This window comes from Streptomyces halobius (assembly GCF_023277745.1).
Lineage (GTDB): Bacteria > Actinomycetota > Actinomycetes > Streptomycetales > Streptomycetaceae > Streptomyces > Streptomyces halobius.
The window spans coordinates 5,384,151-5,406,665 of the sequence record NZ_CP086322.1; the positions used below are offsets into that span (position 1 = coordinate 5,384,151).

Sequence of the window (22,515 nt, forward strand, 5' to 3'; positions counted from 1 at the left end):
CCTCAGGGCCACACCAGGCAGTACGCCTGATGCCCCGCCTCATGCAGCCGGTGCGAGAAGTCCTGCCATTCGTGCAGCAGCTGGTAGACGCTGAAGGCATCGCGCGGACCGCCCCGGTCCGGGACGGTGGACCAGATGAACGCGGCCGCGCCGACCGACTCCTCGCCGACGCCGCGCAGCGGGTCGACCACGGTCATGGGGAGTTTGACGACGGCGTAATCGGGGTGCAGGACGACCAGCTCCAGGGGCGGGACCTTGTGGAGCGGTATTCCCTCAATACCGGTGAGGACCATCGCGGCCATCGTCTCCGGCTTGATCTTGGTGAACATGCCGCCCATACCGAGCTCGTCACCGCCGAGCTCCTCGGGGCGCATCGAGATCGGGACCCGGGCCGCCGTCGCGCCATTCGGCGCGCCGAAGTATTTGTACGTCACCCCCATGCGGCCGCCCCTGTTGTCCCCACCCGTGATGCCTTCGGTGCCCTCGCGCCGGTGACGGCCGCGCTGGGCGCGCCCAGGACCCCGGTCATCGGTCCCCTCACCCAGTTCGCCACCGCGATGCATATCTCCACCCGACCACTCGCAGCCTTAGCCGCGCAACCCGATCATCGTCTCAGAGACCTCCCCCGTCACCGGCGTGCGAAACGCCCGGCCACACGCCCCCGTGCACCTCTGAGACCATTGCTTGCGTGACTTACCCGTACGTCGCCCCAGTTTCGCAGACGCGAGGGGCCTGACGCCCGGTCGAGAGCGAGAGGAATAAAAAAGGGACCGAGATGGAACCGAGCGGTGCCTGAGAGGTGTCCGCGCGGGGAATCCCGCACCGTTGTCAGCCGGGCTGTGTCCGTGTGCCGCCGCCCTCCCTCCGTTTACGCAGGTCAGGATCGCCGTGTCATTTCCGTATGAAGCCCCCGTTTCGCAGTCGCTGTTCGATCGCGCCTCCCTGGTGACGCCCGGTGGCGTCAACTCTCCGGTGCGGGCGTTCCGTGCCGTGGGTGGTACACCCCGGTTCATGGTGTCCGGTAGGGGTCCGTACCTCACCGACGCCGACGGCCGTGAGTATGTCGACCTGGTGTGCTCGTGGGGGCCGATGATCCTCGGTCACTCGCATCCCGCGGTGATCGCCGCGGTCCAGGAGGCGGTCGCCCGCGGTACGTCCTTCGGGACGCCCGGGGCGGGCGAGGTCGAGCTGGCCGAGGAGATCGTGGCGCGGGTCGCGCCGGTCGAGCAGGTGCGGCTGGTGTCGTCCGGTACCGAGGCGACGATGTCCGCGATCCGTCTGGCGCGCGGGTTCACCGGCCGCGCGAAGGTGGTCAAGTTCGCCGGCTGCTACCACGGGCACGTGGACGCGCTGCTGGCCGCGGCCGGTTCGGGTGTGGCGACCTTCGGGCTGCCGGACACCCCGGGCGTGACCGGTGCGCAGGCCGGCGACACGATCGTGCTGCCGTACAACGACATCGAGGCGGTGCGGGCCGCGTTCGCCGCGCACCAGGGCGAGATCGCGTGTGTGATCACCGAGGCGTCGCCGGGCAACATGGGTGTGGTGCCGCCGCTGCCGGGCTTCAACCAGGGGCTGAAGGAGCTGTGCGCGGAGAACGGCGCGCTCTTCATCTCCGACGAGGTCATGACCGGCTTCCGGGTCAGCAAGGCCGGCTGGTACGGGATCGATGGGGTACGTCCTGATCTGATGACGTTCGGGAAGGTCATGGGCGGCGGTTTCCCCGCCGCGGCCTTCGGCGGCCGTGCCGATGTCATGGCCCACCTGGCGCCGGTCGGCCCGGTCTACCAGGCGGGCACCCTGTCCGGGAACCCGATCGCCACCGCCGCCGGTGTCGCGCAGCTGCGGCTGCTGGACGACGCCGCGTACGAGAAGGTCGACGCGGTCTCGGCCCAGCTGCGGGATCTGGTCACCGCGGCGCTGACGAAGGAGGGTGTCGCCCACCGGCTGCAGGTCGCGGGCAATATGTTCTCGGTCTTCTTCACGGACGCCGAGGTGACGGACTACGCGGCGGCGAAGGCGCAGGAGTCGTTCCGGTTCACCGCCTTCTTCCACTCGATGCTGTCGCACGGCGTCTATCTGCCGCCGTCCGCTTTCGAGTCGTGGTTCGTCTCGACCGCGCATGACGCCGCGGCCGTCGAGCGGATCGCCGCCGCGCTGCCGGCCGCCGCGCGGGCCGCGGCCGAGGCGACGGCCTGACGGGCGCGGATCCGGCCGACGGGCCGCCGACTGCTGGCAGACGACTGAATGATGGGTGACATGAGCAGCGAAGACATCACCGTGGTGCATCTGATGCGGCACGGCGAGGTGCACAACCCCGAGGGCGTTCTCTACGGGCGCCGGCCCGGCTATCACCTCTCCGATCTGGGGCGGAAGATGGCCGACCGGGTCGCGGAGCACCTCGCGGAGCGGGACATCACGCATGTCGTGGCCTCGCCGCTGGAGCGGGCGCAGGAGACGGCGGCGCCGATCGCCGAGGCGCACGGTCTGGATCTGGCCACCGATCAGCGGCTGATCGAGGCGGCCAATGTCTTCGAGGGGAAGACCTTCGGGGTGGGCGACGGAGCGCTGAAGAAGCCGGGCAACTGGAAGTACCTGACGAATCCGTTCCGGCCGTCCTGGGGCGAGCCGTATATCGAGCAGGTCGTACGGATGATGGCGGCGCTGGGAGCGGCCCGGGACGCGGCGCGTGGGCACGAGGCGGTGGCGGTCAGCCATCAGCTGCCCATCTGGGTCGTCCGCAGTTTCGCGGAGCGGCGGCGGCTGTGGCACGACCCGCGGCGGCGGCAGTGCACCCTCGCCTCGCTGACATCTTTCACCTTTCACGGCGACAAGATCATTTCGGTGGGGTACAGCGAACCGGCGCGCGACTTGGTTCCCTCCCATCTGCTGGTCGGCGCCAAACCCGTCAAGGGGAAGAGCAAAGCCTTCGGGGCTTGATGGGCGCATGGGGGCTTGATGAACCGTCAATGGGCGACCGCCGATTCCGGAGCGCAGCCCAACCAGCCGGCGAAGCCGGAAAGGCTGGAGCACGGACCGGGCGTCGGACAGCAGCCCGCCGGTGGCCGGACGTCGTGCCTGGCCGCCGCCTGAGGCCGTCCCGGAGTGTCCGACGCGCCGTGAAACCCGCTCTGACATGCCCTTTCGTGTGAGATGAGGCGGCCCGAGGGGGGTGCGGAAGATCCGGAATCGGCCCATGCGAAACTTTTCACATGAGTGCCAGCCGCGCCCCACGCCGCCTCACCAGCCGCAGCCGCATCGCCCTGTTCGCCGCAGGGGCCGCGGTTGCGTCGCTGACGCTGAGCGCCTGCGGGGAAGGCACCGCCTCCGGCGGCCCCTCACAGACCGGCTTCGTCCAGGGCAAGAACGGCTTCGACACCGTCAAGAAGAGCGAGCGGCAGCCGGCCCCCGACCTCTCCGGTGAGACCATCACCGGCAAGCACCTGGACGTCGCCGACTACAAGGGCAAGGTCGTGATCCTCAATGTCTGGGGATCGTGGTGCGGCCCGTGTATCGCCGAGGCGGCCAACTTCGTCAAGATCGCGAATGAGACCAAGGGCAAGGGCGTCCAGTTCGTCGGGATCAACACCCGCGACGCGAAGGCGCAGGCCGTCAGCTTCGAGGAAGAGCACAAGGTGCCCTACCCGAGCCTGTTCGACGCGTCGGGCAAGCTGCTGCTGCGCTTCCCCAAGGGCAGCCTCAACCCGCAGTCCATCCCCACCACGATCGCCATCGACTGGGACGGGAAGATCGCCGCGCGCGCCGTCGGCCCGCTGTCCGAGGACCGGCTGCGCAAGATGGTCGCCCCCCTGATCGCCGAGAAGTGATCACGTGATCGAGCTCGCCGCCGAGACCATGGAGAACCAGACCGTCCTGACCGGCGCACTGCTCGCCGCCGTGCCCATCGCACTCCTCGGCGGCCTGGTCTCCTTCTTCTCCCCGTGCGTCCTGCCGCTGGTCCCCGGCTATATGTCGTACGTCACCGGCGTCACCGGCACCGACCTCGGCGACGCCAAGCGCGGCCGGATGCTGGCCGGCGCCTCCCTGTTCGTCCTCGGCTTCACCGCCGTCTTCGTCTCCGGCGGTGCCCTCTTCGGGTTCTTCGGGCAGACGCTGCAGAGCTACAAGGACGTCATCTCACGGATCCTCGGCGGGCTGATGATCCTGCTCGGGCTGGCGTTCGCGGGCATCCTCCAGCGCTTCGGCCAGCGCGAGTTCCGCTTCCACAAGAAGCCCGCCGTGGGGCTGGTCGGCGCGCCGGTGCTCGGGGTGCTCTTCGGCGTCGGCTGGACCCCGTGCCTGGGGCCCACCCTCACCGCCGTCAACATCCTCTCCCTCCACGAGGCCAGCGCGGCCCGCGGCGCCCTGCTGACCGTCGTCTACTGCCTGGGCCTCGGCCTGCCGTTCATCGCCGTCGCCCTCGCCTTCCGCCGGATGCTCGGCGCGTTCGGCTGGGTCAAGCGGCACTACGTGTGGGTGATGCGGATCGGCGGCGGCATGATGGTCGCGCTCGGCATCCTCCTCGTCACCGGCGTCTGGGACAGCCTGATGTCCGAACTGCAGGGCTGGACGCAAAGCTTCACCGTTGGGATCTGATTGATGGCCACCAAGACCGACACCCCCCGCGACCCGGGCCCGGACCCCGGCGCCGCTGCCCCGGACGCGGGTACCGATCTCGACGCGGCCGGATCCCAGCTCTCCACCGCCCCCGTCGAGGAGATCAGCTTCCCCTCGCTCGGCCCCGTCGGCTGGGCCCGCTGGTTCTGGCGGCAGCTGACCTCGATGCGGGTGGCGCTGCTGCTGCTCTTCCTGCTGTCGATCGGCGCGATCCCCGGATCGCTGATCCCGCAGACCGCCATCAACCCGGTCAAGGTCGAGGAATTCAAGACCGACCACCCCACGCTCGGCGAGCTCTACGACAAGCTGGGGATGTTCCACGTCTACAGCTCGGTGTGGTTCTCGGCGATCTACCTGCTGCTGTTCATCTCCCTCATCGGCTGCATCGTGCCGCGCACCTGGCAGTTCGTCGGACAGCTGCGGGGCCGCCCGCCGGCCGCCCCGCGCCGGCTGACCCGGCTGCCCGTATACACGACCTGGCGGACCGACGCGGAGCCCGAGGAGGTCCTCGGGTCGGCGCAGCGGCTGCTGAAGAAGCGCCGGTTCCGGGCTCACCGGTCCGGCACCGCGGTCGCCGCCGAGAAGGGCTATCTGCGGGAGACCGGCAACCTGGTCTTCCACATCGCGCTGATCGTGATGCTGGTGGCGTTCGCCGTCGGCAGCCTGTGGAAGTCCGAGGGCGGCAAGCTCGTCGTCGAGGGCGGCGGTTTCGCCAACAACCTCACCCAGTACGACGACTTCAAGTCCGGCCCGTTCTTCGACACCGAGACCCTGGAACCGTTCGGCTTCACGCTGGACGGGTTCGACGCGACGTACGAGCGGACCGGACCGGAGAAGGGCACCCCGCGGACCTTCCGCGCCAACGTCAGCTACTTCACCGGCGCGGACGGCAAGGAGCACAAGACGGCGATCGAGGTGAACAAGCCGCTCGACATCGCCGGTTCGAAGGTCTATCTGCTCTCGCACGGCTACGCGCCCGTGGTCACCGTCAAGGACGGCCGCGGCAAGGTCGTCTACGACGGCGCGGTCCCGTTCCTCCCCCAGGATCCAAAAAACTTCACCTCGACCGGTGTGGTGAAGGTGCCGGGCGCGCAGACCAAGGACGGCAAGCGCAATCAGCTCGGCTTCCAGGGCTTCTTCGTGCCGACGTTCGGCGGCAAGGGCTCCGGCTCGATGTTCTCGGTGTTCCCCGCACTGGACTATCCGGTGCTGACGCTGACCGCCTACCACGGTGACCTGGGCATCGACTCCGGGCTGCCGCAGAACATCTACAAGCTGGAGCAGAAGAACCTCAAGCAGTACAAGGACGACAAGGGCAAGCCGGTCGCCAAGATGATGCTGCCCGGCGAAACGATGAAGCTGCCCAACGGCGACGGCAGCATCACGTTCGAGGGCATCAAGGACTGGGCCAGCTTCACGATCAGCCACCAGCCGGGCAACGGGCTCGCGCTGGGCGGCGCGGTCGCCGCCCTGCTGGGCCTGGCCGCTTCGCTGTTCATCCAGCGCCGGCGGGTGTGGGTGCGCGCGGAGAAGGGTGCGGACGGCGTCACCGTCGTCGAGATGGCCGGCCTCGGCCGCAGCGAGTCGCCCCGGCTGCCGGAGGAACTCGCCGATCTCGCGGGGGCGCTGGGGACCGATGCGCCGCTCGTGGCCGCCGCAAAATCCACCGGCCCCGCAGACGGCTCCGGGTCCGACGATTCCGGCCCCGCCGACGGCTCCCGGCCCGCTGACGGCTCCGGGCCTGACAACTCCGGCCCCGCCCGCCCCAAAGACTCCACCGCCGCAGACGACTCCGCGGAGCCGACCGAGTCGGTCGACTCCACCGATCCTGCCGATCCTGCTGACCCCTCCGAAGGAGCGCGCGCGTGAACATGGCTGCCGCAGCCAACGAGACACTGGCGCAAAACAGCAATCTGCTGGTCTATTCGGCGATGGCTGTCTACACCCTGGCGTTCATCGCGCACATGGCGGAGTGGGTGTTCGGCAGCCGCAGCAAGGTCGGCCGCACCGCCGCCGCGCTGACCGCCGAGGCCAAGGCGCCCGCCGCGGTCCCCGTCCAGGTCGCGAAGCAGGGGGGGACCGCCGTACTGGAGCGCCCCAAGGTCGTCACCAAGGCGGCCCCCGGCAGCCGCGATGTGCCGGACGGCCCGGGCGCCGCGGGCGGCACCGAGAAGGGCGACCTCTACGGCCGGATCGCCATCTCGCTGACCGTCCTGGCCTGGGCGCTGCACGTCGGCGGGGTCGTCACCCGGGCCCTGTCCGTGCAGCGCGCCCCCTGGGGCAACATGTACGAGTTCTCCACGACCTTCGCCGCGGTCGCGGTGGGCGTCTACCTGCTGCTGCTCGTCCTCAAGAAGGACATCCGCTGGATCGGCCTGCCCCTGGTCACCACGGTCCTGCTCGACCTGGGCCTGGCCGTCTCCGTCCTCTACACCGCCAGCGACCAGCTCGTTCCGGCGCTGCACTCCTACTGGCTGTGGATTCACGTCAGCTGCGCGATCCTGTCCGGCGCGGTGCTCTACCTCGGCGCCGTCTCCACGCTGCTGTTCCTCTTCCGCGACCGCTACGAGAACAAGCTCACCGACCCGGCCGGCCCGCAGCCCGGCGCCTTCGCCTCGTCCGTGCTGGAGCGGCTGCCCTCGGCCGCCTCGCTGGACAAGTTCGCCTACCGGGTCAACGCCACCGTCTTCCCGCTGTGGACGTTCACCATCATCGCGGGCGCCATCTGGGCCGAGGCCGCCTGGGGCCGCTACTGGGGCTGGGACCCCAAGGAGGTCTGGTCCTTCATCACCTGGGTCGCCTACGCCTGCTATCTGCACGCGCGCGCCACGGCGGGCTGGAAGGGGCGCAGGGCCGCCTGGCTGGGCCTGATCGCGTTCGCCTGCTACCTGTTCAACTACTACGGCGTGAACATCTTCGTCACCGGCCTGCACTCGTACGCCGGGGTCTGACCGGTCCGCTGTGCTTGACCTGGGCCGACGTGGCTTTCCGCTGCGCTTTGCCTTCGCCGACTTGGTTCCCGCCGTGCCCGACAGCCCCGCGCAGCGGCAACCGCCCGCCGCAGGCACGACGGTGGACAGTCAAAAACGGCGCGGGAAGCGCAGCGGCCCCGCAACGGCGAGCAACCACGCCGGCATGGCGCGGTCCCGCTCCCGATGCCCCCGTCTGCGGGCCCGGCAAGTGCCTACGGCTCAGCCCTTGGCCGGTGGCGGCGTGTCCTCCGGGCCGTCTGCCGCGTCGTCGCGCTCGCGGCGCAGTTCCTCCTCGCGGCGGCGCAGATCGGCCTCCCAGTCCTTCAGCAGCGTCTCGTCCTTCTCGTGCCGCTCCTTGTCCAGGGAGCTCAGGAACTCGGGGTTGTCGTCCGGTGCCACCCAGCCGCTGCCGGGCCGCGCGCTGCCGCCTGGAGGGCGCTGTTCGCCGTCCTCGGCGGCCTGCCCGGTGCGGTCCTTGCCCGCGAGCAGCCACGAGACGGAGCCGACGAGCGGAAAGAGGAGGACGAGGATCGCCCACAGCGGCTTGGGGATGTACCGCACATGCCGCTCGTCGGTGGAGATGCAGTCGATGAACGCGTAGATGCTCAGAGCCAGCGGCACCACGAACATCAGTACCCGCAGCATATGTCGGTCTCCCCGGAGTGGCTGGCCGGGCCGGTGAGCGCGGCCCCAGTGACGAGTACAGGGTAGTGCGTGCCCGATACTGGAACGTATGGCTTATGACGATCTTCGCTCGTTCCTGCGCGCGCTCGACAGGGAGGGCGACCTCAAGCGCATCAAGGCCGAGGTCGACCCGTATCTGGAAGTCGGCGAGATCGTGGACCGGGTGCAGAAGGCCGGCGGTCCGGCGCTGCTCTTCGAGAACGTCAAGGGTTCGGCGATGCCGCTGGCCATGAACGTCTACGGCACCGACCGCCGGCTCCTGAAGGCGCTCGGCCTGAAGGCGTACGACGAGATCAGCGGCAAGATCGGCGGGCTGCTCAAACCAGAGCTGCCACAGGGTTTCGTCGGTGTGCGGGAGGCGTTCGGCAAGCTCGCCGACATGACGCACGTACCGCCGAAGAAGGTGAAGGGCGAGAGCGCGTCCGTGCAGGAAGTCGTGCTCACCGGCGATGACGTCGACCTGGACGCGCTTCCCGCGCTGTTCACCTGGCCCAAGGACGGCGGTTCGTTCTTCAACCTGGGGCTGACGCACACCAAGCACCCGGAGACCGGTGTGCGCAACCTCGGCCTGTACCGCCTGCAGCGCCACGACAAGCGCACCATCGGGATGCACTGGCAGATCCACAAGGACAGCCGCAACCACTACCAGGTGGCCGCGAAGCGGGGGGAGAGACTGCCGGTGGCGATCGCCTTCGGGTGTCCGCCGGCCGTGACGTACGCCTCGACGGCTCCGCTGCCCGGCGATATCGACGAGTACCTCTTCGCGGGCTTCCTCCAGGGCAAGCGGATCGAGATGGTCGACTGCAAGACGGTGCCACTGCAGGTGCCGGCCAACGCCGAGGTCGTCATCGAGGGCTGGCTGGAGCCCGGGGAGATGCTGCCCGAGGGCCCGTTCGGCGATCACACCGGCTTCTACACGCCGCAGGAGCCGTTCCCCGCGCTGACCATCGACTGTGTGACGATGCGGCGACGGCCGCTGCTGCAGTCGATCGTCGTCGGGCGGCCGCCGACGGAGGACGGGCCGCTGGGCCGTGCGACGGAGCGCTTCTTCCTTCCGCTCCTCAAGATCATCGTGCCGGACATCGTGGACTACCACCTGCCGGAGTCCGGCGGCTTCCACAACTGCGCGATCGTCTCGATCGACAAGAAATACCCCAAGCATGCGCAGAAGGTGATGCACGCGATCTGGGGTGCGCACATGATGTCGCTGACCAAGCTGATCGTGGTCGTGGACGCGGACTGCGATGTGCACGATCTGCACGAGGTGTCCTGGCGGGCGCTGGGCAACACCGACTACGCCCGCGATCTGACCGTCGTCGAGGGCCCCGTCGACCATCTCGACCACGCCTCCTACCAACAGTTCTGGGGCGGCAAGGCGGGCATCGACGCGACGAAGAAGTGGCCCGAGGAGGGGTACACGCGGGACGGGGGCTGGCCGGACATGGTCGAGTCCGATCCGAGGACGGCCGCGCTGGTCGACCGCCGCTGGACGGAGTACGGGCTGTGACCGTCTCCGCCGCCGCGGCGGTTCCCCGGCCGGGCAGGACCAGGGCGTTCCTGCGCCTGGTGATGATCGAGCACTCCGTCTTCGCGCTGCCCTTCGCGTATATCGCCTCGCTCACCGCGATGTTCCAGTGGGACCGGCACATCCACTGGGGCCGGCTGCTGCTCGTCACCGTCGCCATGGTCGGGCTGCGGACGTTCGCGATGGCCTGCAACCGCATCATCGACCGGGAGATCGACGCCCGGAACCCGCGGACGGCGGGCCGCGAACTGGTCACCGGCGCGGTCACCGTGCGGTCCGCCTGGACCGGGGCGATCGTCGCCGTGGTGATCTTCCTGGGGGCCGCGGCGCTGCTCAACCCGCTGTGCCTGGCGCTGGCGCCGATCGCGGTGGTGCCGATGGTGGTCTATCCGTACGGGAAGCGCTTCACCAACTTCCCGCACGCGATCCTGGGTCTTGCCCAGGCGATGGGGCCGGTCGGCGCCTGGATCGCGATCAGCGGCAGCTGGTCCTGGGACGCGGTCGTTCTCGGCCTCGCCGTCGGCGTCTGGATCGGCGGCTTCGACCTGATCTTCGGCTGCCAGGACGTCCAGGCCGACCGGGCGCACGGCGTGAAGTCCGTACCGGCCCGCTTCGGCATCCCGGCGGCGCTGCACGGCGCCCGCGCCAGCCATGCCGTCACCACGGCCCTGCTGGTCTGGTACGCGCTGGCCACCGGCGCCGGGGTCTTCTTCTGGGCCGGTCTGGTGATCGTCGTCGCGGCGTTCCTCTACGAGCACACCATCGTCCGGCCGCACGATCTGTCCCGGCTCAACCGGGCCTTCTTCACGGTCAACGGCTTCATCGGCATCGCACTGTTCGTCTGCGCGCTGCTGGATCTGCTGGTGCGTGGGCTGACGGTCTGAGGGCGGCGGTCTGAGGGCCGGGCCCGGGACCGCCGGCTGCCCGATGGCTGATGCCCCGTCAGGCAGCTGTCCGGCCCACCCCGGCGCCTCTGAGGACTACGGGATGGGTCTGACGGCGGCACTGTCCGTGACGGCCCCCGGGCGCTCCCGGAAGGCGATGGCCGCCAGCACCCCGCCGATCAGCCCGAACAGATGGCCCTGCCAGCTGATGCCGCTGTCGCTCGGCAGCGCGCCCCAGAGGATCGAGCCGTACACCACGCCGACGACCAGGCCGATACCGATGTCGAGGGCCTTGCGCTCGATGAAGCCGCGCACCAGGAGATAGCCGAAGAGCCCGAAGACGACGCCGGAGGCGCCGGCGGTGTTGCTGTACGGCGGCGCGGTCAGCCAGACGCCCAGCCCGCTGGCGACGGTGATGAGCAGCACGACACCGAGGAAGCGGGGCACCCCGCTGCGCAGCACGGCGATGAAGCCGAGCAGCAGCAGGGGCAGGGAGTTGGCCGCCAGGTGGCCGAAGCCGAAGTGGATGAAGGCGGCGGGCACCACATCGGCCAGCTCGCCGACGTCACGCGGCTGGATGCCGAAGGAGTCCAGCGCGTGCCCGCTGATGAAGTCGATGCCCTCCAGCAGCCACAGCAGCCCGACCCAGCCTGCCATCAGGCTGATCGCGGTGATCACTCGTGTCATCTCCGGCCTCCCCGTATGCCCACCTGGGCGCCCGTGACGGTTCACCCCTTAGAACGGCCGTGACGGGGTCCGTGGTTCCGCCGGATAGGCTCGACGCTGTGGAGCCGCCGCACAACAACACCAGTAAGCAGGACCCCGGCCGACGCCGTCCGTGGGTCGTGGGAATCTCCGGTGCGTCCGGGACACCGTATGCCGCGTCCGTGCTCCGGGCATTGCTCGCGGCCGGTGAGCCGGTGGATCTGATCGTCAGCCGGGCGTCGCGGCTGACGCTGATGGACGAGACCGGCATCGCCTTCCGGGACGCGCATTGGCGCACCGACCTGCGCGAATGGCTGGCGCTCGGCGCCGACGGCAAGCCGGAGGCCTTTCCGGTGACCCAGGAGCGGCTGGCGGATGTGCGGTACTGGCCGGCCGGGGATCTGGCGGCCGGCCCGTCGTCCGGTTCGTATCCCGTCAAGGGGATGCTGATCGTCCCGGCGAGCACGGCATGTGTCGCCGGGGTGGCGCTCGGTCTCTCGAAGGATCTGCTGCAGCGGGTGGCGAGCGTGACGCTCAAGGAGCGCCGCCCGTTGGTGGTCACGGTGCGGGAGACTCCGCTGAACGGACCGACGCTGAAGCATCTGGTGGCGCTGGACGAGGCGGGCGCCGTGGTGCTGCCCGCCTCTCCGGCGTTCTACGCGGGAGCGACGCACATCCAGGATCTGGTGGACTTCGTCGCGGGCCGGGTGCTCGACGCGGCCGGTGTGCCGCACCGGCTGTACCGGCGGTGGGAAGGGGAGCTCGGGACGGGGCACCGTCCGGCGGTGGCCGGGGGCGGCGCCAAGGAGGAGGCCCCGGAGACGCCCTAGCTCGGCCAGCCCTTCTTGGCGGCGGCGCGGCGCAGGCGGCGCCGCCGCCGCGGGGCGGCGGCCTGGTGAGCACGTGAACGATTGGCCTGGTCCTGCAGCTCGCGCATGCGGGCGTAGGCCATCTCGATCGAGTACACGGTGACAGCTCCTGTGAAGATCGTCGTTGATCGTCGGTGATTGTTCGAATATTTACAGGGTTCGAGACCCTGTATGCCTTAGATTCTACATGCAGAACCCGAAAATGCGTAACGATTGGAAGGCTTGAGGGCATGGACGCGGTGGATAGGCAGCTCATCCAGGCACTTCGCGAGAACGGCAGGGCCTCGTACGCGGAGCTCGGCCGGCTCGTGGGCCTCTCCGGGCCCAGCGTCACGGACCGCATCAACCGTCTCGAAGCGGCCGGCGTGATCACCGGCTACCGCGCCACGGTCGACGCCGCCTCCCTCGGACTCGGCGTCACCGCGCTGGTCGGCATCTCGCTGTCGGACGCCGCCGACCACGAGGACGTCGCGCACCGGCTCAGGGACCTCGCCGAGATCGAGGACTGCTGGTTCATCGCCGGCGACGACTCGTACATGCTCAAGGTGCGGGTGAGCGACGTCGACGGCCTGGAGCGCACCATCCGGCGGCTCTCCGGCACCAAGGGCGTCTCCCGTACCCGCACCACGATCGTGCTCTCCACCAAGTGGGAGAACCGCGTCGGCGACCTGCCCGAAGAGGTCGCATAGGCCACCGGAGGCATACGGGACGAACGGAAGCGGGCGGAGCGCCAAGGGGGCTCCGTCCGCTCCGATATGGGGGGAGTAGTCTCGTCGGAGCCCGTTTTTGGCACCGAATGGCCAGAGATACGGCAGAGAGCACGGCTGTGACAGGGCCGCGAAACGGCCAAGACACTGGGAGGCGACCGGATGGCTGCGTCGATGGATGTGGGCCTCAAGCGCGAGCTGGAGGCGAAGGTCCGGTCCGGTGAGCGGCTGACCCGCGAGGACGGCCTCGCCCTCTACGAGTGCGACGACCTGGCCTGGCTGGGCGGCCTCGCCAACGAGGTGCGCACCCGCAAGAACGGCGACGTCGTCCACTTCAACGTCAACCGTCATCTCAACATGACCAACGTGTGCACCGCCTCGTGCGCCTACTGCTCCTTCCAGCGCAAGCCGGGCGAGAAGGACGCGTACACGATGCGCATCGAGGAGGCCGTCCGCCTCGCCAAGGCGATGGAGAACGAGAACCTCACCGAGCTGCACATCGTCAACGGCCTGCACCCGACCCTGCCGTGGCGCTACTACCCGCACTCCCTCAAGGCCCTCAAGGAAGCCCTCCCCGAGGTCTCGTTGAAGGCCTTCACCGCCACCGAGATCCACCACTTCGAGACCATCTCCGGGCGCAGCGCCTCCGAGATCCTCGACGAGCTGATCGACGCCGGTCTGGAGTCGCTGACCGGGGGCGGCGCCGAGATCTTCGACTGGGAGGTCCGGCAGCACATCGTCGACCACACCACCCACTGGGAGGACTGGTCGCGCATCCACCGCCTCGCGCACGAGAAGGGCCTGAAGACCCCGTGCACGATGCTCTACGGCCACATCGAGGAGCCCCGCCACCGCGTCGACCACGTCCTGCGGCTGCGGGAACTCCAGGACGAGACGGGCGGCTTCCAGGTCTTCATCCCGCTGCGCTACCAGCACGACTTCGTCGACATGCAGGACGGCAAGATCCGCAACCGCCTCCAGGCGCGGACGACCATGGCGACCGGCGCCGAGGCCCTGAAGACCTTCGCCGTCTCGCGGCTGCTCTTCGACAATGTCCCGCACGTCAAGGTCTTCTGGGTGATGCACGGTGTGCAGACCGCCCAACTGGCGCTGCAGCACGGCGCGGACGACATGGACGGCTCGGTCGTCGAATACAAGATCACGCATGACGCGGACAACTACGGCACGCCGAACAAGCTGACCCGCGAGGACCTGCTGGAGCTCATCCGCGACGCCGGCTTCCGACCGGTGGAGCGCAACACGCGGTACGAGGTCATCCGCGAGTACCCGGGCCCGGACCCCGAGCGCCGCGAGTCGCCCCAGCCGATGCGCGTCTGACGGCGTCGGAGGCGCTGAGTCCAAGAGTGTCGGAGGCTCTGAACGCGTCGGAGACGGTGCGGATGCGGCGCCAGGGGCCAGGAAGATCGCCCTCGGCGCTGTGCTTCACTGGAGCTGACCCTTTCGGTTGCCGTTGAGAAGAAGGTCCGTTCGTGAGTAGCCAGTCCGAGAGCAGCCACAAGTACGCCACGCTCCGCTACACCGCCCTCCGCATCGGCCTCTTCGTCGCCTCGTTCGCCCTGGTGTGGGTGCTGGCCTACTTCCGGATCATCCCGCTCGCCATCGGCAGCTCCAATATCGTCTGGCTGATGCTGCTGGCCATCGTCATCTCCGCGCCGCTCAGCTTCGTGCTGCTGCGCAAGCAGCGGGACGCGATGTCCGAGCAGATCGTGGCCAAGGTCGACCGGCAGCGCGAGCGGCTGGTCAAGCAGGAGGACGGGCTGCTGTAGCCGCCGCGTGGCTCCTGGGACGTCCCGCATGACGTCCTGTAAGACGCCTCACACCAGCGCCGTATACGACAAACGCCCGGCCGTGGAATCCCCCTCCACGGCCGGGCGTTTGCCTTTGTATGGACCGGCCGCCCCCGCCTGTCTCCCTGGGAACCCAAAGATTTTCTTTGGGTTCCTCAAAGTTCGAGTGTTACCGTACTTCTCATGAAGACAGCAGCCGCGCCCTCGTCCCCCATGAGCGTTCCGCTCGTGGTGCGCCTGCACGTCGATCTTTGCCGCTGTATGTCCGCGGCCTGTTGCCGCCGCTGACCCGCTTCCCAGCGGCCGGAGATCCTGCCCGTCCACGGACCTCCTGGCGCTTTTTCTTCGCCGTTTCCCGACGCCGTCCCGACTGTCCCCGGAGTGTGTCCGTTGTCCACGTCTGCCGAGACCGCCGAGTCTTCACAGGTCCCTCAGACCCCCAAGTCCTCCCGAATACCCAGGATCCCGTTCTGGGTCCAGATCCTGACCGGCCTCGTCCTGGGCGTGCTGCTCGGCTGGATCGCCAAGAGCGGTGACATCGGCTGGCTCACCTCCACGCTGCAGCACATCGGCGACCTCTTCATCCGGCTGCTGAAGCTGGCTGTCGCCCCGCTGGTCTTCTTCGCGATCCTGGTGTCGATCACCAACCTGCGGCAGGTCAACAACGCCGCCCGGCTCGCCACCCGCACCCTGCTGTGGTTCATGGTCACCTCGCTGATCGCCGTCGCCATCGGCCTGGCGATCGGCCTGCTCACCAACCCCGGCGAGGGCACCGGCCTCACCCCCAAGGGGGGCAAGCTCCCCGATCACGCCGGTTCCTGGATCGACTTCCTGACCGGCGTCGTCCCCTCCGACGTCATCACGCCGTTCACCGAGCTCAACGTCCTGCAGATCGTCTTCATGGCGGCCGTCGCCGGCATCGCGGCCCTGCAGCTCGGCGAGAAGGCCGAACCGGTCCTCAAGGTCAGCCGCGCCGCTCTCGAACTGCTCCAGAAGGCCCTGTGGTGGGTCATCCGCCTCGCCCCGATCGGCACCGTCGGCCTCATCGGCCACGCCATCGCGACGTACGGCTGGCACCTGATCGGCAAGTACGCGACCTTCACCGTCGACATCTACGTCGGCTGTGCCCTGGTGCTCTTCGGCGTCTACCCGCTGCTGCTGTCGACCGTCGCCAAGGTCAACCCGCTGCGGTTCTTCAAGGGCGCCTGGCCCGCCATCCAGCTGGCCTTCGTCTCCCGCTCCTCGGTGGGCACCATGCCCGTCACCCAGAAGGTCACCGAACGCCTCGGTGTGCCGCGCGAATACGCGTCCTTCGCGGTGCCGTTCGGTTCGACGACCAAGATGGACGGCTGCGCCTCGGTCTACCCGGCGATCGCCGCGATCTTCATCGCGCAGATCTTCGATGTGCCCCTGGGCATCGCCGACTACGTGCTGATCGCCTTCGTCTCGGTCATCGGCTCGGCCGCCACCGCCGGTCTGACCGGCGCCACGGTCATGCTGACCCTGACCCTCTCCACCCTGGGCCTCCCCCTGGAGGGCGTCGGCCTGCTGATGGCCATCGACCCGATCCTGGACATGATGCGTACGGCCACCAACGTCGCCGGCCAGTCCGTCATCCCGGTCCTGGTCTCCGCCCGCGAGAAGATCCTGGACCGCGACGCGTACAACGCGGCGAAGTCCTCGCCGATCGACGAGCCGGACGCATCCGAGGCCGAACAGCGGGTGACGGTGCCGGCCGCGGCGTAGGGCACACCGCTCGAACTGGAGCGCCCCGGATCCATGGCGATGGATCCGGGGCGCTCGGCCGTCGGCACTCGTGCGCCCCTCATGCCGCTGACGTCCTCGTATGACGTCTACGCCGTCTCCGTGTGGGCCGTTCCCGTGTGGGCCCGAATCGCGTCGGCCAGGGGCGCGTGTACGGCCGGCGGGAGGGCGTGTCCCATGCCGGGGATCTCGACGAGCCGTGCGCCGTTGATGACCTGGGCGAGGTGCTGGGGGTACGGGGGCGGGATCACCGGGTCGGCGGGGACGGCGATGACGAGCGTGGGGATCTCGTTCCGGGCGAGCTGGTCGGTGCGCAGCATCCCGTCATGGCCGGCGCGGCTGTGCGCGGTGGAAGTGCGGTAGTGGCCGGTGTGCTCGATGATGCGGCGTTCGAGAGAGCGGAAGTAGTCTGCGTCGAAGGGGAGTTGGCCACCGGCGAGTACGCGCCAGTGTGCGACACGGCGGTCCGGCTCGGCCTCCAGGCCGTGGTCCTCGACGGGACGGGACCACGGCTCCAGGACCTCGGGAGAGATCCAGGACAGTTCGTCCGCCGGCAGTCGGGCGCCGCCGGGGAGGGTGTAGGGGGTGGTGCTGAGGGCGCTGGTGCCGATGAGGCTGGCGCTGATCAACCGGTCGGGGTGGTCGGCGAGCGCCATCTGGGCCAGCATGCCGCCCATGGACATGCCGAGGTGGGCCCGGCCGATGCCGAGTCCGTCCAGGGCGGCGATCACGTCATCGGCGAGATCGGCGAGGCGGTAGGGCTGATCGGGGGCACCTCCCGTCCGAAGGGTGGGGGAGAGCGACCAGGTGGAACGGCCGGTGTCCCGGTGGTCGTAACGGATCACCCGGTGGCGGGTGGCGAGCGCTTCGATCAGCGGCTCGGGCCAGCCGAGGCCGGACGCCTGGGCGCCCATGATCAGCAGCAGTGGGGGCGCATCGGCCGGGCCGTGCTGTTCGGTCCGGAGACGGACACCGGGGGCGGCTTCGACGAACTGGCGCATGGGGGTCCTCCGGGGGCCGTGGGTGGTGAACGGCGGTCCGGGGAAACGCGGTGAACGACGGTTCTGGGAAATGCAGGCGGGGTTGCGCGCGTAGGTGTGCGCTGGCGCGTGCCCCAGTGTGTAACGAGACGTATCGTCTCGCCATTCCTGGATGACGTCACCGCGGGGAGGTGGGGGAGGGGAGGGCGTGAAGATCGTAGGCTTACTTTGCAGTAAAGGGGCGGGGAAGAAGGGCGTTTGGCGTGGGTGCTGTGAAGAGCAAGCGGGTGCCGCGGGCGGTGCGGGAGCAGCAGATGATGGACGCCGCGGTGCTGACGTTCGCGCGGCGCGGCTATCGGGCCGCTTCGATGGACGAGATCGCCGAAGTGGCCGGTGTCTCCAAGCCGTTGGTCTATCTCTATTTGAACTCGAAGGACGAGCTGTTCAGCGCGGTCATCCGGCGGGAGTCGGAGGCGCTGGTGGCCGCCGTGACGGCGGCCGTCGAGCCGGGGGCGCCGGCCGACCGACAGCTGTGGAGCGGGCTGAAGGGATTCTTCGCGCACACCACGGAGAATCCCGACGGGTGGGCGGTGCTGCACCAGCAGGCGCGGACGCAGGGGGAGCCGTTCGCCCGCGAAGTGGCCGCGATGCGGGCGGAGATCATGACCTTCGTGACGGCGCTGATCGGCGCGGCCGCCAAAGAGGCGGGCTGCGACGGCGAGCTGGCCGACCGCGAGGTGTCAGCGCTGGCGCACGCACTGGTCGGTGCGGCCGAATCGCTCGCCGAGTGGGTCAACACCGGTACGGACGAGGGCACTTCGGGTGAACGGGAGCGCCCGGCACCGAGGGACACCGCCGCCACGCTGATGAACTTCGCCTGGGCGGGCCTCGGCCGGCTGATCGGCGGGGGGCGGTGGTCGCCGGAGGGCTAGGCACCCGGCCCAGCCCTCCGGCGAGGGCTGGGCCGGGTGCCTCCGCGTGTTCACCTCCGCGCCGTCGACACGTTCACGTCCGCGCCGTCGGCGCGTGCCCGCCCTTGCCGTCGAAACGGACGCAGATGCCGTGGGTGTGGCTCTCACCCTTCCGCGGCGTGGCGAACACCTTTCCGCTGCCGGCCGGGCGCAGCTTGCGGGCGCCGTGCGCGATGACGGCCTCGATGCCGCCGCCATGTCGACGATCTTGGCTTTGTCCGGGGAGAACTCCATACCCTCGACGCTGTTTCCGGGCGATGCCCGGCACGTCAGGCGAAGGGGCAGCGTCCGACCGGCCATAAAGACGAGACCGGGCACTGGCCAACTTTCCTCCTCGGCAGTAACTTTACTCATCCGTAAAGTTACTGCCGGGTCAGGATTCGTTTGGCCGGCACACAGCACCACCACCCCGCCTCTCCCGATCACCTCCCCTCCCGCCCCCTCCCCTTCCGTTCTCTCCCGCCCCGTTCCTCCTTCGTTCACGCAACGCCACTCCACTCCACTTCGAAGAAGAAGATGAGGAGCCGCTCGTGTTCAGCCAGGAAAGCGCAGCCGCCAGCTCAGGCACCGGACCGGTCCCCGCCCCCAATCCGCCGACGGGAACCCCCCACTCAACGGGAGCCACTCCCGTCCTCACCCCGCCCCACAAGACCCTCGTCGACGGCACCGTACGAGAGGTGTCGGTGCCCGCCCTGGCGCCCACCGTCCACACCGGCTCGCTCGGTGACCTTCCCTTCACCAACGCCGCCGAAGCCCCCACCGAGATCGTCCTCGCCCGCAAGCAGCCCAGCGGCGCCTGGCGCGACATCACCACCGCCGAATTCGCCACCGAAGTGCACGCCGTCGCCAAGGGCCTGATCGCGCACGGTCTGCAGCCCGGCGACCGGCTCGCGATCATGGCCCGTACGACCTACGAATGGACCCTGCTCGACTTCGCCGCCTGGGCCGCCGGCCTGGTCACCGTCCCCCTCTACCCCACGTCCTCGGCCCACCAGGCGCAGTGGATCCTGCACGACTCCGGCGCTCGCGCCTGCGCCGTCGAGAACGTCGACGAGGCCCGCCTGATCAGCGGCATCCGCGCCGAGCTCCCCGCCCTCGACCACCTCTGGCAGTTCGACACCGGCGCCATCTCCCAACTGGTCGCGGCCGGAGGGGAGTGGCCGGACGCGGCGGTCGGCCAGCGCCGGGCCGCCGTCGTCCCGGAAGCACTCGCCACCCTCATCTACACCTCGGGCACCACCGGCCGTCCCAAGGGCTGCGCCCTCACCCACGCCAACTTCTTCGCCGAGGTCGACAACGCCATCGAGCTCCTCCACCCCGTCTTCAAGTCGGTCAGCGACGAGCCCGCCTCCACCCTCCTCTTCCTCCCTCTTTCACACGTTTTCGGCCGTATGGTCGCCGTCGGCTGCCTGCGCGCCCGCGTCCGCCTCGGCCACGCCCCCAGCATCGAGACCGACGACCTGCTTGCCGACCTGGCCGGTTTCCGCCCCACGTTCCTGCTCGCCATCCCCTACGTCCTGGAAAAGGTCTACAACACCGGCCGGGCCACCGCCGAGAAGATGGGCCGGGCCTCCTCCTTCGACCGCGCCTCCCGTATAGCCCGCGCCTACGGCGAGGCGGTCGAGGCCAGGGAACACGGCACCGGCCGCGGCCCCGGCCTGGGCCTCAAGGTGGCCCGCAAGCTCTATGACCCGCTCGTCTACCGCCGCATCCGCGCCGCCCTCGGCGGCAAGGTCCGCTACGCGATCTGCGGCGGTTCCCCCCTCGGTCACCGCCTCGCCGCCTACTACTCCGGCGCCGGCATCGAGATATTCGAGGGCTACGGCCTGACGGAGACGACCGCCGCCGCCACCGTCACCCCACCCCTGCGCCCCCGTATCGGCACCGTCGGCTGGCCCCTTCCCGGCACCGCCGTCCGCATCGCGGACGATGGCGAGATCCTGCTCCGGGGCGGGCACATCTTCTCCGGCTACTGGGACGCGGCGCTCGGCGCGGCCCGCCCGGTGACCGACCAGGGCTGGCTGCCCACCGGCGACCTCGGCGCTCTCGACGCCGACGGCTACCTCACCATCACCGGCCGCAAGAAAGAGATCATCCTGACGACCGGCGGCAAGAACGTCGCGCCCGCGCCCCTGGAGGACCGCCTCCGCGCGCATCCGCTCGTCGGCCAGTGCATGGTCATCGGCGAGAACCGCCCGTACATCACCGCACTGATCACCCTGGAACCGGACGGCCTCGCCCACTGGCGCCATATGAACAAGAAACGGGACGTCACGATCACGGAACTGGTCCACGACGAGCGCCTCCTCGCCGACCTCCAGCACGCCGTCGACGACGCCAACAAGCTCGTCTCGCGCCCCGAGTCCATCCGCCGCTTCGCGGTCCTGCCCGTGGAATTCACCGAGCAAACGGGGCATCTCACCCCTTCCCTGAAGCTCCGCCGTGCCGCCATCGCCCGTGACTTCACCAAGGAGATCGAGCGACTCTATGAAAGGAGGTGAAGAACTGGCCATCCCCTCTGGAGCGACGGCCCGCCGCACGTCAGACTGGAACCCCGTGTCACCTCTGTGGGGGAGGTGGCACGGGGCCTTCGACTCGCCCGTCGTGCTGTCTTTCCAGTCACTGCTGACACCCCGGGGCACCTTCATCACGGCCCTCAGGGGCACCACCCTCACCGGCTCCACGCCTCGCAGGGGCGCTCACCGTGGCGGTAACGCAACCGCCGTCTGCAAGTTGCAGGAATTGCACCAATACGCCCAGCCGTTCGCGTCCACGGACCGGGACCCGCACGCGAGACACGGGTCGCCCACGAAGCTCGCCGCCACCCAGCCGCCGGCCGATGCCGCCCGCCGCCCGATGGCCGTGCACTCCTCCGCGTAACAGGGGATGCACACCCCACCGCTCCGGCCCGGCAGCTTCATCGACCGCACCCCGCACAGGGCGCACGGCAATATGCCGACGTACTGCGCATCCAGGCCGACCGGCCTGCCGTTCCTCCTAAAGGCCGCCATGACTGCCTCCTCTATGCCGGGACGGTTCCGGTGTCGCCGCACCCGGAGCACTTCGTGGTGATCGTTTCGCCGCTCGACGTCTCCCACTCCACGGCGCCTCTGCCGCCGCAGTCGGGGCAGGGCTTCTGCGGGGGCATGTCCTCGCTCATCGTGCCCAAGGTATGCCACGTCATGTTCCGATGTGACCACTTTCCGTGATCGCTTCGTCATGCGTGGCAGTCCGGCTCGGAGGCGATGGCCAACGGTGGCTGCGTCCGTCGTGACGAGCGCCGGTGAGCCACGCACCCAGTGCCCGGCTCCCGGCATTGCGTCATGGCCGGCGGAACTTCGTTTCCCGTAAGCGGGGTACGCCTTTGGTTCGCTGGGGTGGCTGCCCGATCGGCGACGAAAGTGTCGGAGCGGGAGGTGAAAATTCATATTGCCGTCACTTAAGCGCGGTGGGGCGGACCGACGGCGGTACGAACGCGGCACAAAAGCAGCGTGGAGCCCTGCGAAGGCTGCGAGAAATCCGGAACGAAAGCCGGGGGCGAGAACGAAAGCGGCAAAAGGCAGGAGCCCCTCTCCCCACCGAAGTGGCGGAGCGGGGCTCCTTGGGTACTGCTAGGGGCGACCTGGAAGAGATTCCGGGCCGGGCAACTTAGTGCTTCGGCGTGACGTTCTCCGCCTGCGGGCCCTTCGGGCCCTGCGTGACGTCGAAGTCCACCTGCTGGTTCTCCTCCAGGGAGCGGAAACCAGAGGCGTTGATCGCCGAGTAGTGGACGAAGACATCCGGGCCGCCGCCGTCCTGGGCGATGAAGCCGAAGCCCTTTTCAGCGTTGAACCACTTGACGGTTCCGGTAGCCATAAGCCCTCCTTGGGCCAAAGGGTTGCCCTGCTCCAGAACCTGCAAACAAGTCTGAAAACTACAAAAGCCTGCGGGTCACATGCTCCGCAGGCTCTGTACTGCAAGGGAAACCAAACTGCAACTTGCGCTGAGCTTAGCATGTGCCGCTCGCGAGGTGGAAGAGCCAAAGATCACGTT

Annotated in this window: 22 protein-coding genes; 15 read left to right on the forward strand and 7 right to left on the reverse strand. The window is 69.1% G+C overall.

Annotated elements, in window-relative coordinates:
* Positions 1-2: 2 nt before the first annotated feature.
* Positions 3-563, reverse strand: coding sequence for a hypothetical protein (locus tag K9S39_RS24455; protein ID WP_248865475.1), 561 nt, complete (start codon positions 561-563; stop codon positions 3-5).
* Between the two features lie 325 nt (positions 564-888).
* Here K9S39_RS24455 and hemL point away from each other — a divergent pair, with 325 nt between their 5' ends.
* From hemL to ccsB, 6 genes are all read left to right on the forward strand, one after another.
* Positions 889-2,196, forward strand: a complete 1,308-nt coding sequence (hemL, locus tag K9S39_RS24460; protein ID WP_248865476.1) for a glutamate-1-semialdehyde 2,1-aminomutase — start codon at positions 889-891, stop codon at positions 2,194-2,196.
* Positions 2,197-2,256: 60 nt separating this feature from the next.
* Positions 2,257-2,937, forward strand: a complete 681-nt coding sequence (locus K9S39_RS24465) for a histidine phosphatase family protein (protein WP_248865477.1) — start codon at positions 2,257-2,259, stop codon at positions 2,935-2,937.
* Positions 2,938-3,209: 272 nt separating this feature from the next.
* Positions 3,210-3,824: a TlpA family protein disulfide reductase gene (locus K9S39_RS24470; RefSeq protein ID WP_248865478.1), complete on the forward strand. Its 615-nt coding sequence runs from the start codon at positions 3,210-3,212 to the stop codon at positions 3,822-3,824.
* Between the two features lie 4 nt (positions 3,825-3,828).
* Positions 3,829-4,593, forward strand: a complete 765-nt coding sequence (locus K9S39_RS24475; RefSeq protein WP_248865479.1) for a cytochrome c biogenesis CcdA family protein — start codon at positions 3,829-3,831, stop codon at positions 4,591-4,593.
* A gap of 3 nt (positions 4,594-4,596) precedes the next feature.
* Positions 4,597-6,483: a cytochrome c biogenesis protein ResB gene (locus K9S39_RS24480; RefSeq protein ID WP_248865480.1), complete on the forward strand. Its 1,887-nt coding sequence runs from the start codon at positions 4,597-4,599 to the stop codon at positions 6,481-6,483.
* The gene (gene ccsB, locus K9S39_RS24485) at positions 6,480-7,565 is read left to right on the forward strand and encodes a c-type cytochrome biogenesis protein CcsB (RefSeq protein ID WP_248865481.1); all 1,086 of its coding nucleotides are present in this window, start codon (positions 6,480-6,482) and stop codon (positions 7,563-7,565) included. Before K9S39_RS24480 ends, ccsB begins: the two co-directional genes overlap by 4 nt.
* 240 nt (positions 7,566-7,805) lie before the next feature.
* On the opposite strand, the gene K9S39_RS24490 is transcribed toward ccsB, so the two are convergent.
* Positions 7,806-8,231: a PLD nuclease N-terminal domain-containing protein gene (locus K9S39_RS24490; RefSeq protein ID WP_248865482.1), complete on the reverse strand. Its 426-nt coding sequence runs from the start codon at positions 8,229-8,231 to the stop codon at positions 7,806-7,808.
* Between the two features lie 88 nt (positions 8,232-8,319).
* On the opposite strand from K9S39_RS24490, the gene K9S39_RS24495 reads away from it, so the two are divergent.
* Both K9S39_RS24495 and mqnP read left to right on the forward strand, forming a co-directional pair.
* Complete coding sequence (locus tag K9S39_RS24495) at positions 8,320-9,777, forward strand: menaquinone biosynthesis decarboxylase (protein WP_248865483.1); 1,458 nt, start codon at positions 8,320-8,322, stop codon at positions 9,775-9,777.
* Complete coding sequence (mqnP, locus tag K9S39_RS24500) at positions 9,774-10,679, forward strand: menaquinone biosynthesis prenyltransferase MqnP (protein WP_283112747.1); 906 nt, start codon at positions 9,774-9,776, stop codon at positions 10,677-10,679. Before K9S39_RS24495 ends, mqnP begins: the two co-directional genes overlap by 4 nt.
* 96 nt (positions 10,680-10,775) lie before the next feature.
* On the opposite strand, the gene K9S39_RS24505 is transcribed toward mqnP, so the two are convergent.
* A complete protein-coding gene (locus tag K9S39_RS24505; RefSeq protein WP_248865484.1) occupies positions 10,776-11,366 on the reverse strand; it encodes a rhomboid family intramembrane serine protease in 591 nt (196 codons plus the stop codon).
* 98 nt (positions 11,367-11,464) lie between these two features.
* On the opposite strand from K9S39_RS24505, the gene K9S39_RS24510 reads away from it, so the two are divergent.
* Positions 11,465-12,214 carry a UbiX family flavin prenyltransferase gene (locus K9S39_RS24510; protein WP_248865485.1) on the forward strand — a complete coding sequence of 250 codons (750 nt, stop codon included), beginning with the start codon at positions 11,465-11,467 and terminating at the stop codon, positions 12,212-12,214.
* On the opposite strand, the gene K9S39_RS24515 is transcribed toward K9S39_RS24510, so the two are convergent.
* Positions 12,211-12,351, reverse strand: a complete 141-nt coding sequence (locus tag K9S39_RS24515; RefSeq protein ID WP_248865486.1) for a hypothetical protein — start codon at positions 12,349-12,351, stop codon at positions 12,211-12,213. The two genes, K9S39_RS24510 and K9S39_RS24515, sit on opposite strands and share 4 nt — an antisense overlap.
* 132 nt (positions 12,352-12,483) lie before the next feature.
* Here K9S39_RS24515 and K9S39_RS24520 point away from each other — a divergent pair, with 132 nt between their 5' ends.
* The 4 genes from K9S39_RS24520 (at position 12,484) to K9S39_RS24535 (ending at position 16,514) form a co-directional block, all read left to right on the forward strand.
* Positions 12,484-12,942: an Lrp/AsnC family transcriptional regulator gene (locus K9S39_RS24520; protein ID WP_248865487.1), complete on the forward strand. Its 459-nt coding sequence runs from the start codon at positions 12,484-12,486 to the stop codon at positions 12,940-12,942.
* A 192-nt stretch (positions 12,943-13,134) separates the two neighbouring features.
* A complete protein-coding gene (mqnE, locus tag K9S39_RS24525) occupies positions 13,135-14,298 on the forward strand; it encodes an aminofutalosine synthase MqnE (RefSeq protein ID WP_248868940.1) in 1,164 nt (387 codons plus the stop codon).
* A 152-nt stretch (positions 14,299-14,450) separates the two neighbouring features.
* The gene (locus K9S39_RS24530; protein ID WP_248865488.1) at positions 14,451-14,747 is read left to right on the forward strand and encodes a DUF4229 domain-containing protein; all 297 of its coding nucleotides are present in this window, start codon (positions 14,451-14,453) and stop codon (positions 14,745-14,747) included.
* Between the two features lie 411 nt (positions 14,748-15,158).
* Positions 15,159-16,514 (forward strand): dicarboxylate/amino acid:cation symporter, encoded by a 1,356-nt coding sequence (locus tag K9S39_RS24535; RefSeq protein WP_248865489.1) that lies wholly within the window; start codon positions 15,159-15,161, stop codon positions 16,512-16,514.
* A 107-nt stretch (positions 16,515-16,621) separates the two neighbouring features.
* Here K9S39_RS24535 and K9S39_RS24540 read toward each other — a convergent pair whose 3' ends face one another.
* Positions 16,622-17,533, reverse strand: a complete 912-nt coding sequence (locus tag K9S39_RS24540; RefSeq protein WP_248865490.1) for an alpha/beta fold hydrolase — start codon at positions 17,531-17,533, stop codon at positions 16,622-16,624.
* Between the two features lie 242 nt (positions 17,534-17,775).
* Between K9S39_RS24540 and K9S39_RS24545 the strand changes: the two genes are divergently transcribed.
* Complete coding sequence (locus K9S39_RS24545; protein ID WP_248865491.1) at positions 17,776-18,444, forward strand: TetR/AcrR family transcriptional regulator; 669 nt, start codon at positions 17,776-17,778, stop codon at positions 18,442-18,444.
* Positions 18,445-19,013: 569 nt separating this feature from the next.
* The gene (locus K9S39_RS24550) at positions 19,014-20,984 is read left to right on the forward strand and encodes an AMP-dependent synthetase/ligase (RefSeq protein ID WP_406708006.1); all 1,971 of its coding nucleotides are present in this window, start codon (positions 19,014-19,016) and stop codon (positions 20,982-20,984) included.
* A 521-nt stretch (positions 20,985-21,505) separates the two neighbouring features.
* Here the strand turns inward: K9S39_RS24550 and K9S39_RS24555 are convergent.
* Both K9S39_RS24555 and K9S39_RS24560 read right to left on the reverse strand, forming a co-directional pair.
* A complete protein-coding gene (locus K9S39_RS24555) occupies positions 21,506-21,667 on the reverse strand; it encodes a hypothetical protein (protein WP_248865492.1) in 162 nt (53 codons plus the stop codon).
* 464 nt (positions 21,668-22,131) lie between these two features.
* Positions 22,132-22,338, reverse strand: a complete 207-nt coding sequence (locus tag K9S39_RS24560) for a cold-shock protein (protein WP_248865493.1) — start codon at positions 22,336-22,338, stop codon at positions 22,132-22,134.
* Between the last annotated feature and the right edge of the window lie 177 nt (positions 22,339-22,515).

Bases quoted from the DNA above. Each gene is read 5' to 3' on its own strand.
- K9S39_RS24455 (WP_248865475.1), bottom strand. From the start codon at position 563: ATGCATCGCGGTGGCGAACTGGGTGAGGGGACCGATGACCGGGGTCCT.
- K9S39_RS24465 (WP_248865477.1), top strand. From the start codon at position 2,257: ATGAGCAGCGAAGACATCACCGTGGTGCATCTGATGCGGCACGGCGAG.
- K9S39_RS24470 (WP_248865478.1), top strand. From the start codon at position 3,210: ATGAGTGCCAGCCGCGCCCCACGCCGCCTCACCAGCCGCAGCCGCATC.
- K9S39_RS24480 (WP_248865480.1), top strand. From the start codon at position 4,597: ATGGCCACCAAGACCGACACCCCCCGCGACCCGGGCCCGGACCCCGGC.
- K9S39_RS24490 (WP_248865482.1), bottom strand. From the start codon at position 8,231: ATGCTGCGGGTACTGATGTTCGTGGTGCCGCTGGCTCTGAGCATCTAC.
- K9S39_RS24495 (WP_248865483.1), top strand. From the start codon at position 8,320: ATGGCTTATGACGATCTTCGCTCGTTCCTGCGCGCGCTCGACAGGGAG.
- K9S39_RS24505 (WP_248865484.1), bottom strand. From the start codon at position 11,366: ATGACACGAGTGATCACCGCGATCAGCCTGATGGCAGGCTGGGTCGGG.
- K9S39_RS24520 (WP_248865487.1), top strand. From the start codon at position 12,484: ATGGACGCGGTGGATAGGCAGCTCATCCAGGCACTTCGCGAGAACGGC.
- mqnE (WP_248868940.1), top strand. From the start codon at position 13,135: ATGGATGTGGGCCTCAAGCGCGAGCTGGAGGCGAAGGTCCGGTCCGGT.
- K9S39_RS24540 (WP_248865490.1), bottom strand. From the start codon at position 17,533: ATGCGCCAGTTCGTCGAAGCCGCCCCCGGTGTCCGTCTCCGGACCGAA.
- K9S39_RS24555 (WP_248865492.1), bottom strand. From the start codon at position 21,667: ATGACGTGGCATACCTTGGGCACGATGAGCGAGGACATGCCCCCGCAG.
- K9S39_RS24560 (WP_248865493.1), bottom strand. From the start codon at position 22,338: ATGGCTACCGGAACCGTCAAGTGGTTCAACGCTGAAAAGGGCTTCGGC.